The sequence below is a fragment of the Methylobacter sp. genome, from assembly GCF_036845245.1.
Lineage (GTDB): Bacteria > Pseudomonadota > Gammaproteobacteria > Methylococcales > Methylomonadaceae > Methylobacter_A.
On record NZ_DAIUEH010000003.1, the window covers coordinates 182,900 to 193,849 of the forward strand.

Below are 10,950 nucleotides of genomic sequence, written 5' to 3' on the forward strand. Positions count from 1 at the left end.
ACACATTGCAACCATTATTTTCTTTTTAACAAGATCTTCATTCGGGGCATCGTGGAAATGACAGCTGTCAAGCTAAGCCGGGGCATCATGTGGAGTGCAAGCCCTGCTTGGCAGAACTCCTGATTTGCTGATCGTCTTGGCTGACAGCCTCGACGAGTCAGCCGTCTTGCTCGTCGTAAAGCGCTACACATTTAGTGCAGATACCGTGAATTTCTATGGCTTTACTGTGCACGATGAAACCGGCTTGATCTAGCTCTTGCGACAAAGCTTGCATGACTTCTGTGGCGGGACGTTCCTCGACTTCATTACAGTGCTTGCAGATTAACAGTAATTGCTCATGCTGGTGGCCGGAGCTACTGCAACCGACAAAAGCATTGAGGCTTTCCACACGGTGGATCAGGCCTTGCTCAATCAAAAAATCCAATGCACGGTAAATCGTCGCGGGTTTTGCGGCAGATTGCAGGGGTTTGATACGGTCCAACAACTCATAAGCTTTAACGGCTTTATGGCTTTCCCAAATCAGTTCCAACACTTGATGGCGGATAGGCGTCAATTGTACGCCGCGAACCACGCACAAATGCTCGGCGGTACCTAAGGCCTCGCTGACGCATTTTTGATGATCGTGTTCAGAAGAATGGAGAGGATTAGCGCTTACTTCGACAGGTGTATTCATTGCAAAAAACGTTTATCTAAAATCGAATGTTACATTATAACCTTCATCAAGGTGTTCGCAATTTGCTGTCAAATGAGCCAAGGCTGGACAAGGATAAGTGGGCAATAGCTTTCTTTGCGTTCACCCAACAATTTACATTATCAACGCCCTGCAAGTCCTAAACGAGGTGTCCCCACAAATCATATTCGTCCGCTTCTTCCAGCTCGACATCGACAAAATCGCCGACTTTAAGATGCGTCGCACCATCGATGAATACTTGCCCATCAATTTCCGGTGCATCGGCCTTGCTTCTTGCCACCGCACCTTCTTCGACCACTTCATCGATCAATACCGTTTCGATCCTGCCGACCCGTCTTTGCAAGCGCTCGGCGCTGATTTCAGCCTGATGCGCCATAAACCGCGCCAAACGCTCTTGTTTGACTTCTTCCGGTATCTGGTCGGGCAAATCATTGGCGACTGCGCCTTTTACCGGCGAATAGGCGAAGCAGCCGACTCTATCCATTTGCGCTTCGCTCATAAAGTCCAGCAACTGTTCGAATTCCTGCTCGGTTTCTCCCGGAAAGCCGACGATAAAAGTGCTGCGCAAGGTAATATCGGGACAGATTTCACGCCATGCTTTAATGCGTTCCAGATTATTCTCGCTGGCAGCCGGACGTTTCATTAACTTAAGAATACGGCTGTTGGCATGTTGAAACGGTATGTCCAGATAAGGCAGGATTTTACCCTCGGCCATTAGCGGGATCACTTCATCTACATGCGGATACGGGTAAACGTAATGCATCCTGACCCAGATGCCTAAATCGCCCAGCGCCTCGGCTAAATCGTAAAAACGGGTTCTAACCGAACGGCCTTTCCAATCCCGGCTCTGATACTTTAAATCCAGGCCGTAGGCGCTGGTATCCTGAGAAACTACAAGCAATTCCTTTACACCGGCATTGGTCAGGCGTTCGGCTTCCAGCATCACGTCATCAACCGGTCTGCTGACCAGGTCGCCGCGCATAGAAGGAATGATGCAGAAGGTACAGCGATGATTGCAGCCTTCGGAAATTTTCAAATAGGCATAATGCCTGGGCGTCAGTTTGATGCCTTGCGGCGGCACCAGACTGATAAATGGGTCATGCGGTGGCGGTAAGTGTTCATGCACAGCGGCTACAACCTCTTCCAGGGCATGGGCGCCGGTCACTTTTAAGACTTGCGGATGACGCTCCCTGATTTCGGCTTCCCTGGAACCTAAACAGCCAGTAACGATGACTTTGCCGTTTTGAGCCAGCGCCTCGCCGATGCTGTCCAGCGATTCTTCCACCGCCGCATCAATAAAACCGCAGGTATTCACCACGACCAGATCGGCGTTCTGATAAGTCGGAGATATGGTGTAGCCCTCTGAACGTAGCTTGGTTAAAATTCTTTCGCTATCGACCAGGGCTTTGGGGCAACCCAAACTAATAAAACCAATTTGTGGAGCAGTCATTTAAATCTCAGATAATGTTAAAGCGCGTTAGTTTATAGGAGTGACTACTCAAATAAAAATTTAAAAGATATTCACCACGAAGACACGAAGGACACGAAGAGACAAAACTTCGTGTCTTCGTGGGGAGTAAAATAACTGCTAAGTCTTTTCCTTAATCGCACTAGGATGACGAATTAACATGGACAAATGCCCTGCCCTTTTACTCAGCCAGCCGCGCACTTCGATGGTTTTGCCCAAATAGTCATTAACATTGGGAAATAAATCCAGCCATTTGCTTTCGATACGCGCCTCGAATGTATCGGAAAATTCCAAATAAACCGACTTTCGGGTTGTGTGCATATTAATCACCTTACCGACCAGACGCGTCCAGCCCTGGTGCCCGTCTTCGGTAAGATTGCCTATCGGTGTTGTGGCATATTCCGGCCGTCCCCAAATACCGAGCCTGGCTTGTTCCGCCTGATCCTGAGCCTTAACTAGTTCATTGACATAGTGCAGCTCAAGCGGATAGATACTGATTGCGGCCAAACCTGCGGCAACCAGTTGCAAATTAATATGCTCTTTTTTTTCGGTGAACAAATGTGCCAGCGTTCTGCCGTATTTATCGGTTTTTTCCGTACCTGTTTCGAGCCGGACTTTGGTGTTTTTCAGCTTATCGGCCAACCAACGCTTAGCTTCATCTCCTCCCGCATCGGCCTGTTTATCCCTGTGTTGAACCTCCGGCGTATTGATGCCCAAAAGCCGGATTTTACGACCATCCTCCAGAACCACGGTATCGCCATCAAAAATCGTCTTGACCCCGTAAAAATCATAGCCCGGCTTGATATCGATTTTTTTCGCATCGGCAGCCGGGCGATCGGAAAAATGCTTGCTGCCGTTCGCATCCTGCCATTCGTAAATTTCAGCGTTAGCCCAGCCGGGCAAACATAATAATAAAATCAGTAAAACTCTCATGATATTGGCCTTATCTTTTTACTCAAGGTGTATTCCAGATTGTTATTGAGGCTGCTAGTATCCAAGCACTGCATTCATGCTTATGCCTTTACCGATTGAATGACTTACATATAGACCTGATAAGCATTGCCTCTTTCGTCGACAAAGCCGGGCTTATCCTGCTCCTACATTCCGGCAATACCGGCTTCAGAGCAGAAAAGGCAAAACAAAATCCCGTTTAAAAATACAGATGTTGATAGCGTTTTCGGATACGTAAACGGTTTACACTGTTAACTTTCTGATTGATAAAGCACAGCAATAAAAATCACTATCTTTTTAATGTATTCTATAGACATTTAGTTTAAGCTGATGGTTCATATATACTTTTATAGCATCAAGCCACCGCTTAGAATAGCGATAGCACAACCTTAAAAAACAACTTGTGATTATATTTGATATTGCATGACCCAATGAAATTACACATATATTTAAGTTGTTTGATTATTACTCCTAAAGGATTAGCGTGACCCAACTCAAAGACGGCTGCATACCTATAGCAACACAAACCGAAGAAGACTGTTATCTAGGTCAATTCATCCCCTTGCAATATCATCACCACATGCTGACAGATGAATACCGGATGGGCGCATTCAAAGCCGCCATAGATCAGGCCGTCTTTCCCGGTGCGAAGGTGCTTGATTTAGGCGGAGGCACCGGCGTATTGTCTTGGTTTGCCGCTGCCAAAGCCGGTAAAGTATGGTGCGTGGAATTGAATCCCGACTTGGTGAGGGAAGCACGCCGTCTGCTGAAGCTTAATCAAGACAGCAAGAAAATTGAGCTGGTGCATGCCGATGCCTTCGAATATTTGCCGCCAGAACCGGTTGACGTAGTCATATGCGAAATGCTCCATCCTGCCATGTTGTGCGAAAAACAGGTTAACGTTATCAAAAGCTTCAAAGATCGTTATGTACAACGCTTTGGTGATTCTTTACCCCGTTTTGTTCCAGAAGCGGTTCTTATGGCCGTCCAGCCTTTGCAGCAGAACTACCAGTTCATGGGGTTTCATGCACCGATAATACAATTTCAACTGCCGGGAGGCATTCATCCAAATACTATGGAGCTTGCTCCCCCTTTGATTTACAGCACCGTCGATTTTACGCAGACCGTGTCGGAAGAGTTCAGCTGGAAAGGTACTTTTCATCTTGAACAGACCGGTCAAGTGAACGCCTTGCGTTTTATTACCAAAAATATTTTATCTATTTCGATGGCAAATAATTCAGTTATCGAATGGCAAAATCATTACATGGTCCTGCCGCTTGCCGAACCTATTCACGTGAAAGCCGGTAGTTTGCTTCATGTTGGCTTTAACTACCGCGCTGGCGGCTCACTCGCCCACCTACAACATTCCATCACCGCAATCTTGGGGTAAAAGTAAAATTGATGCGTCAACACTTTTCCGATCACACGGTTAAGTAGCTTGTGCTGCAATTCATAGTCAACCGGCGATAAGCCGGCGATAAGAATGAAGGCGCTCGCGGTTGTAAAAGGACCTCAATATATTCAAACACAGCCTGTTAGTTTGATAGGTATGTCTGGTGTATACGCTCGGTTTTTAAGGTATGAAAGAAGCGTTCCGAAACCGCGTTGACGCTCCTATCTCAAGTTTCCAAAGCGGCCTCTCTCAGATCAGCCAAGATAAGCGGGTAACGTTCACGAATAATGTAGCGCTTTAAGCAACGCTGAATTTCCTTCGTCTACTTACCTTCCGCGGTTCGGCGAGCCACCTAAGCGCAGGTTCTCGGTTCACTGCATATCGTTAGCCGATCGATCACCGCTGCGATTGAGACGATGACAGACTGTTTTTCCCGCTGATGCCGGTAACAACGGATGGGTGCCACACAAGCGGCCTCACTACACAAGCGTTCAAGAATTTCTGGGTTGATCGCTCCGTTTGATTTTCGGGTGCTGAAAAAATATCGGGCATAAAGAGCATACCCGACGAACTAACGCGCGCTTCACCGCGTTCAGTATATCTGCGGGCCTGAAAATTGGCCTACCCTAAGGAAGGGAGCATGGGAACGATAAATTGATTGCACATACTGGTAACTCTACTAATTGTATAAATCATTAGCCGCCCCTATTCTGTAATTGCTTTAGACATACCGATCGATTCTTTGGTTGAACGAGTTTGGTATGTAAATTGGCAGCAGCTTAATCTTGCATACTTTTGCCGGTTGGTTTCTTTTATAAAGATCACCACCTGCATGACTTACACTTTAAGGAGAATTAAATCATGAAAAAATCAATATTCGCATTTTCTGGGCTATTGCTTTTACTAGGTATATTTCTAAGTGGAGCAGTTTTCGCAGAAGAGCATGCTTACGCCGCAATAGAGCACACCAGTACGGCCATAGCGCAAGGCAAGGCAGACAAAGCACCAGCATTGGTTGAACATGCTGAAAAAGCGTTGGAACACGCGAAAATGGCCGAAAATGCGGCAAAGGGGCATTTAAAACCTGAAATACAATCCGCCGTGGATGAGCTGGAAAAAGCCATTACTGCGGGCAATGCAGGCGATGCCAAATTAGCTGTTATACCCCTCGAAAAGGCTTTGGGCTTTCTTCAGGCCGGAAACAAATAGCGTCAACATCTTGGGAAAGGTTTTGCCTACATTCCTGCAGCGCGTAGGTTGGGCTAAGGTACTAAGCCCAACACTTTTAGCCTCAGTACTACATCAAAGCGCCTTAAATGTCAGGCGGCGAGAATATTTCGTCGCCTACTGGGCTAGTCATATGGTCATAGCATGGCTCTATACAACATTAATTCAACTTAATAGGTATATTAGTGGTATTTGTTTTTTGAGGTGGTTGCACTGGCAATCACGCCTAATAAATACAATAAGATCATGCACTCAAAAATATTTAATGACATAAATGCAATTCAAGCAATGGCTGATTTTATGCCTATTGCGATCTTTATAAAAGATGCGGAAAGCAAGTTTCTGTTAGTGAATAAGGCTTGCGAAGCGCAATGGGGATTGAGTTATTCAGATTTGTATGGAACTGATGGCAGTCAATTTTTTCCGTCTGATCAAATGGCGTTTTTTCTCGCTAAAGATCAAGAAGTTTTTTCAGGAAAATGCCAAGTCGATTTTGAAGAAACTGTCTGGAATGCCACGCTCAAGCAAAACCGTATTGGACATACTTTCAAGAATCCTATTTATGATTTTTCCGGTAAACCCCTCTATTTAATTTGCGTGACCATTGATATAACCGAACGCAAACAAGCTGATAACTATGAAAAATTTCACAGTCATGTATTAGAACTACTGACTGCAAATGAGCCTCTCTCAAGAATTCTTGAAAGCATTGTGCTGGGAGTGGAACGATATTACCCCGAGATGCTTTGTAGTATCTTGCTATTGGATAAAACAGGCAGACATTTCGATAAAGGTATTGCTCCAAGTCTGCCTGATTCCTATAACACAGCTCTGGATGGCATGGAAATAGGCATGGGGACTGGCTCTTGCGGAACTTGCGCATTTACTGGGGAACGCGTAATCGTTGACGACATAGCAACGCATCCTTATTGGTCGCCCTATAAAGAACTTGCTGCCAATGCAGGGCTAGCGGCATGCTGGTCACAGCCCATCCGGTCTTCATCGGGAAATATATTAGGCGCCTTTGCAATCTATCATCATCAAGTGCAAAGCCCCACAGAACTTAACCTTGCTGTTATGGAGCAAGTCGCCTATCTGGCCAGCATAATAATTGAACGTAAGCAGATTGAAGAAGAACTTCGTATCGCCGCCATCGCCTTCGAAACGCAAGAAGGTATGATGATTACCGATTCCCAAGGCGTGATCCTGCGGGTCAACCATGCCTTCACCAAGATCACCGGCTACACGGCAGAGGATGCAATAGGCCAAACGACATGTAGGTTCCGTCCAGATGAAGAGTTTAATGCCAGTATATGGAGATCCATTAAACGCACCGGAGCATGGCAGGGGGAAAGTATGAGCCGACGCAAGAATGGTGAGGTGTATCCGGAATATCTCACTATCACTGCAGTAAAAGATTATATGGGAGAGATCACACGCTACGTCGCTACGATGAACGACATTAGCGAGCATAAATACAGGTTGCAGCAAGACAAGAAACATTTGGACGAACTTGCCCATGTCACCCGTCTTGGGCTGATGGGCGAAATGGCTTCAGGCATTGCCCATGAAGTCAATCAGCCCCTCGCTGCAATTTCCAGCTATACACAACTCAGTTTAAAACTTATTAATAGTAAAAGTCCTGATCTCGTAAAGCTCAACGAGATAGCCACCAAAACCCAGAAACAAGCTTTACGGGCTGGACAGATTATTCATAGTATGAAAAGGTTATGTAAATCAAATTCATATCAACTATCAAACGCTGATATCAATATATTGATTAATGACTGTGTAATGCTATGCGCCGATGGAATTAAACAAAATAGCATAGCGCTAAAACTTGAACTGGAAGAGAACCTGCCGTCTATCCCTATTGATCATATTCAAATTGAGCAGGTGATCATAAATCTGATCCGCAACAGTATTGATGCCTTACAAAACACTCCCGTAATACAGCACCGTCAGATAACCATCAAAAGTCAATTGACACCCAACAATAATATACAGATTAGGGTAAAAGACAACGGAATAGGAATAGATGAAGACCAACGACAAAAAGTATTGATGCCATTTCACACCACTAAAGCTGACGGTATGGGCATGGGGTTATCCATCAGCCGTTCAATAATCGAAGCCCGTATGGGAACTTTGCGATTCAATAGCCGACCAGGAAAGGGCTGCTCGTTTTATATCACTCTACCCATACAGTTTAAGCCTGATAACGGCTAAAAGAATTTGTTGGGTTGTCAATGAATTCGTAATACTGAGTGTTGATTTTTTAGAAATTTTAATCAACTCCAATTGGCCTTAAGCCGTTATTCGTTTTCGCTGATCAGTTTTTGATGTGGCACAGGGAAGAGCGGCTTAGTTCCTTAGGTCGGCCTGAGGTACGAAGCCCAACACTTTTCGGAATCGTACGGGGCTTTTTTGCGTCAGCCAACCTATAGCACTGCGGCTTTAATCCGTAATTACATAATCACCCCTGAAAAAGCCCCTACCCAATTGAAACATTTGATTAATATCTACTTCCAAGAACCTCTCTTCGACCAGAAATGTTAAAATATCACTCTGTTTTCCGATCGAAAGGGTGCTTCCCAGACAGGTCATCAGACTAATTTATTCGGCACCGATCTACTGCAACAACTCGATCCCCATGACCGGGGAGTCGCTATTTTTGCGAAAGCTTTTATGGGCCTCCCAGCCCAACAAGCGGCAAAAATTACGCGACCGCTAATGCCTGCGGCTGCCCCAGCCGTCCTGGTCACTCGATCGCTACCCAACAAGGGGTAGCTCACATGCTCTCCAATGACTCGACGCGATTTCGGAAAGCCTGCATTTTCACTTCGCAAGCTGCGTGAAAACACATGCACTATCGCTTCTGGGGACTACTCGACTCCTGTCTCGCAGCGTCCGTTGCTCCGCCTTGCCGGCGTACTTCCCTGACATGAGCGGGATCAGGCCTTTGCCAAACGTTATTGCCAAGCTTTGGGCAGACCCGCTAAACCCATACGGCTGATGGTGGGACTATTGATTCTCAAGCAACTGGAAAAACTCAGTAACGAAGCGGTGGTGCTGCAATTCCAGCATAACCCGTACTACCAGGCATTTTGAGGTTTCAACTCAGCGTGATATTACACGGTAAAGCTGCGCAGGAGGACATCGACACCACGGTGCAGGGAACGAACACCGCCTATCCAACCGACGGCAAACTGGCTATCAAAATCATCAACCACCGGAACAAACTGGCTAAGGCTTACGGCATTCAACAGCGCCGCACTTATGGCACGGAAGTCAAAATCCTGCGCTTAAGTCTCCGCCACTTTCGCCATATCAACCGCCGAGCCAAAACCAAAAAAGCCTTGATACGGTTGCGTACCCTTGCCCATGCGCTGATCCGGGAATTGCGTAGAACCTTGCCGGGCTACACCTTGTTCGAACATTATCAGAAAGACTTTCTGCTTTACGAGCGGGTTTTGAATCAGCAGCCCAAAGACAGCAACAAAGTTTCCATTGCCGCCACCGCCAGTCCAACATCATTTTGTCGGCGGAGTTAGTCATTCGCAAAAACTGCATAACAGTAAGACCCTGCCGGAGGTGTTGGCGCACTGCCAAAACAGCCGCGGCAAAGCCGTGAAAGCCGGTGTCTTCGACCGCGGTTACCGTGGCCCCAAAACGGTTGACGGCACGCAAATCATGTTGCCGGCTCCGTCGCTAAAACGCGACAACCGTTATCAACGGGATAAAAAACGCAAGCGTTGCCAGCGCTGAGCATCTATTGAGCCGATCATCGGTCTTTCGCTTCGTGAGGACCTTCCTCAAGGGCACCGTGGGACTGTATCAAGCTATTGATGGCAGCCGTGTCCTGGAACTTCAGCCTCTGGATGGGCTATTTTTTGTGCTGATTTTGTCAATCAAAACCCTCAAACCCAACTTAATTCAGATGTTTTGGAAGAAAAAAACGTTATGCATTGAAACGAATTACGCTTAAGGGCTTGTTATCCCTCTGAGAACGGAGCTGCATCAGATAAGCAGTGTTGAGTCCGCTTTTTTCAGGGCTGACTAATTAATATGATTAAGTACAGGCAAGTTGAGCTGGTTACAATTATTTTGATAAATTATTATAGATAACGTAAATAAAATATTGACGATATAGGAAAGTATCGTTATTATAAGCAGCTCTTCAAGAGTGGTTGATAAGTTTAACAAGCCATTAAAAGGAGATTGTCGGGGTATAGCGCAGTTTGGTAGCGCGCCTGCTTTGGGAGCAGGATGTCGGGAGTTCGAATCTCTCTACCCCGACCAATTTAGCGCTTGTAGCTCAACCGGATAGAGCACCGGCCTTCTAAGCCGGGGGTCGCAGGTTCGAGTCCTGCCAAGCGCACCATTCGTTAGAACATCCCATATTATGGTGAGCGTAGCTCAGTTGGTAGAGTCCCGGATTGTGATTCCGGTTGTCGCGGGTTCGAGCCCCGTCGTTCACCCCATTTATTTCAAGCACTTAGCTGATGTTGACAATTTTTATTTCAATGACGGTGACCACATTAGCAGCGTGCTGCGCTAAATGCTCAGATGCTAGATGAGCATAGAGAAGAACCATTTTATAATCAGCCCATCCGCCAAGTTCCTGAAGAACATTTAACGGCACCCCTACTTGAATATGCCAGCTTGCCCACGTGTGGCGTAAATCGTGCCAACGAAAATCATCGATTCCCGCCCCGCATTAATGCTTTTTTCCAAGCATGATTATTGACCCTTAAAATAGTCTTTCCTTTATACACAAACACGTAACGCTGGTTATTGCCAATTTGTTCTCTAATAATGTTAATAGCCACATCATTTAACGGTACGCCAATTGCTTTCTCAGCTTTCGCTTGATCCGGGTGAATCCAAGCAGCGTACCTTTGCATGTTGATTTGACCCCATTCCAACTTGGTTACGCTGGATTCTCACAATCCCGTCATCAAACTAAATTGCGCCATTATTCTCAGATGTGGCAGCAGTTCTGCCAATAAACGCCGCTTCATCATGTGTCAACCAGCGAATGCGTTTCGTTGGTTCAGAGAGTTTGCGTATGATGGAGACTGTATCACCCCCCACATTCTCGTCGCGCCATATTTAATACCGCGGAAACCAAAGCTGTTATCCGGCTAATTCGTGCATTACTGACTGGAAAACGGTCGGGTAGAGACAGCGCATTACTGCGCCGTCTCCCCCTAAGAA

The 10,950-nt window shown here is 46.3% G+C and carries 11 protein-coding genes, 3 tRNA genes and 1 pseudogene; 9 read left to right on the forward strand and 6 right to left on the reverse strand.

The features are described from left to right. Positions 1-157: 157 nt before the first annotated feature. The 3 genes from V7051_RS02785 to V7051_RS02795 all read right to left on the reverse strand — a co-directional run bounded on the left by V7051_RS02785 (position 158) and on the right by V7051_RS02795 (position 3,092). Positions 158-673, reverse strand: a complete 516-nt coding sequence (locus V7051_RS02785; RefSeq protein WP_333873205.1) for a transcriptional repressor — start codon at positions 671-673, stop codon at positions 158-160. A gap of 157 nt (positions 674-830) precedes the next feature. Next, positions 831-2,141, reverse strand: coding sequence for a 30S ribosomal protein S12 methylthiotransferase RimO (gene rimO / locus V7051_RS02790; RefSeq protein ID WP_333873204.1), 1,311 nt, complete (start codon positions 2,139-2,141; stop codon positions 831-833). A gap of 138 nt (positions 2,142-2,279) precedes the next feature. Continuing rightward, positions 2,280-3,092: a thermonuclease family protein gene (locus V7051_RS02795; protein ID WP_333873203.1), complete on the reverse strand. Its 813-nt coding sequence runs from the start codon at positions 3,090-3,092 to the stop codon at positions 2,280-2,282. A 598-nt stretch (positions 3,093-3,690) separates the two neighbouring features. Between V7051_RS02795 and V7051_RS02800 the strand changes: the two genes are divergently transcribed. Further along, positions 3,691-4,500, forward strand: a complete 810-nt coding sequence (locus tag V7051_RS02800) for a methyltransferase domain-containing protein (protein ID WP_333873202.1) — start codon at positions 3,691-3,693, stop codon at positions 4,498-4,500. A 50-nt stretch (positions 4,501-4,550) separates the two neighbouring features. On the opposite strand, the pseudogene V7051_RS24585 reads toward V7051_RS02800, so the two are convergent. Then, positions 4,551-4,717 (reverse strand): annotated as a pseudogene (locus V7051_RS24585) (IS3 family transposase); the annotation flags it as partial. Between the two features lie 647 nt (positions 4,718-5,364). Here V7051_RS24585 and smbP point away from each other — a divergent pair. The 8 genes from smbP (at position 5,365) to V7051_RS02840 (ending at position 10,214) form a co-directional block, all read left to right on the forward strand. After that, entirely contained in the window at positions 5,365-5,712 is a 348-nt protein-coding gene (gene smbP, locus V7051_RS02810) for a small metal-binding protein SmbP (protein WP_333873201.1), read from the forward strand. Between the two features lie 210 nt (positions 5,713-5,922). Continuing rightward, positions 5,923-7,959 (forward strand): PAS domain S-box protein, encoded by a 2,037-nt coding sequence (locus V7051_RS02815; protein WP_334168716.1) that lies wholly within the window; start codon positions 5,923-5,925, stop codon positions 7,957-7,959. A 756-nt stretch (positions 7,960-8,715) separates the two neighbouring features. After that, the gene (locus V7051_RS24590) at positions 8,716-8,841 is read left to right on the forward strand and encodes a transposase (protein WP_442919614.1); all 126 of its coding nucleotides are present in this window, start codon (positions 8,716-8,718) and stop codon (positions 8,839-8,841) included. A 14-nt stretch (positions 8,842-8,855) separates the two neighbouring features. After that, positions 8,856-9,284: a hypothetical protein gene (locus tag V7051_RS02820; protein WP_333873199.1), complete on the forward strand. Its 429-nt coding sequence runs from the start codon at positions 8,856-8,858 to the stop codon at positions 9,282-9,284. After that, on the forward strand, positions 9,241-9,498 hold the full coding sequence (locus V7051_RS02825; RefSeq protein WP_333873198.1) for a hypothetical protein: 258 nt from the start codon (positions 9,241-9,243) through the stop codon (positions 9,496-9,498). The genes V7051_RS02820 and V7051_RS02825 overlap by 44 nt, the downstream gene beginning before the upstream one ends. A gap of 457 nt (positions 9,499-9,955) precedes the next feature. After that, positions 9,956-10,032, forward strand: a tRNA-Pro gene (locus V7051_RS02830). 5 nt (positions 10,033-10,037) lie between these two features. After that, a tRNA-Arg gene (locus V7051_RS02835) sits at positions 10,038-10,114 on the forward strand. Between the two features lie 24 nt (positions 10,115-10,138). Beyond that, positions 10,139-10,214 (forward strand) — tRNA-His (locus V7051_RS02840). A gap of 14 nt (positions 10,215-10,228) precedes the next feature. Here V7051_RS02840 and V7051_RS24595 read toward each other — a convergent pair. After that, on the reverse strand, positions 10,229-10,438 hold the full coding sequence (locus V7051_RS24595) for a tyrosine-type recombinase/integrase (RefSeq protein ID WP_442919724.1): 210 nt from the start codon (positions 10,436-10,438) through the stop codon (positions 10,229-10,231). After that, entirely contained in the window at positions 10,431-10,658 is a 228-nt protein-coding gene (locus V7051_RS02845) for a tyrosine-type recombinase/integrase (RefSeq protein ID WP_333873197.1), read from the reverse strand. Before V7051_RS02845 ends, V7051_RS24595 begins: the two co-directional genes overlap by 8 nt. Positions 10,659-10,950: the final 292 nt, after the last annotated feature.

Excerpts from the sequence above, each read along its gene's own strand:
- V7051_RS02795 (WP_333873203.1), bottom strand. The coding sequence starts at position 3,092 with ATGAGAGTTTTACTGATTTTATTATTATGTTTGCCCGGCTGGGCTAAC.
- smbP (WP_333873201.1), top strand. The coding sequence starts at position 5,365 with ATGAAAAAATCAATATTCGCATTTTCTGGGCTATTGCTTTTACTAGGT.
- V7051_RS02800 (WP_333873202.1), top strand. The coding sequence starts at position 3,691 with ATGCTGACAGATGAATACCGGATGGGCGCATTCAAAGCCGCCATAGAT.
- rimO (WP_333873204.1), bottom strand. The coding sequence starts at position 2,141 with ATGACTGCTCCACAAATTGGTTTTATTAGTTTGGGTTGCCCCAAAGCC.
- V7051_RS02785 (WP_333873205.1), bottom strand. The coding sequence starts at position 673 with ATGAATACACCTGTCGAAGTAAGCGCTAATCCTCTCCATTCTTCTGAA.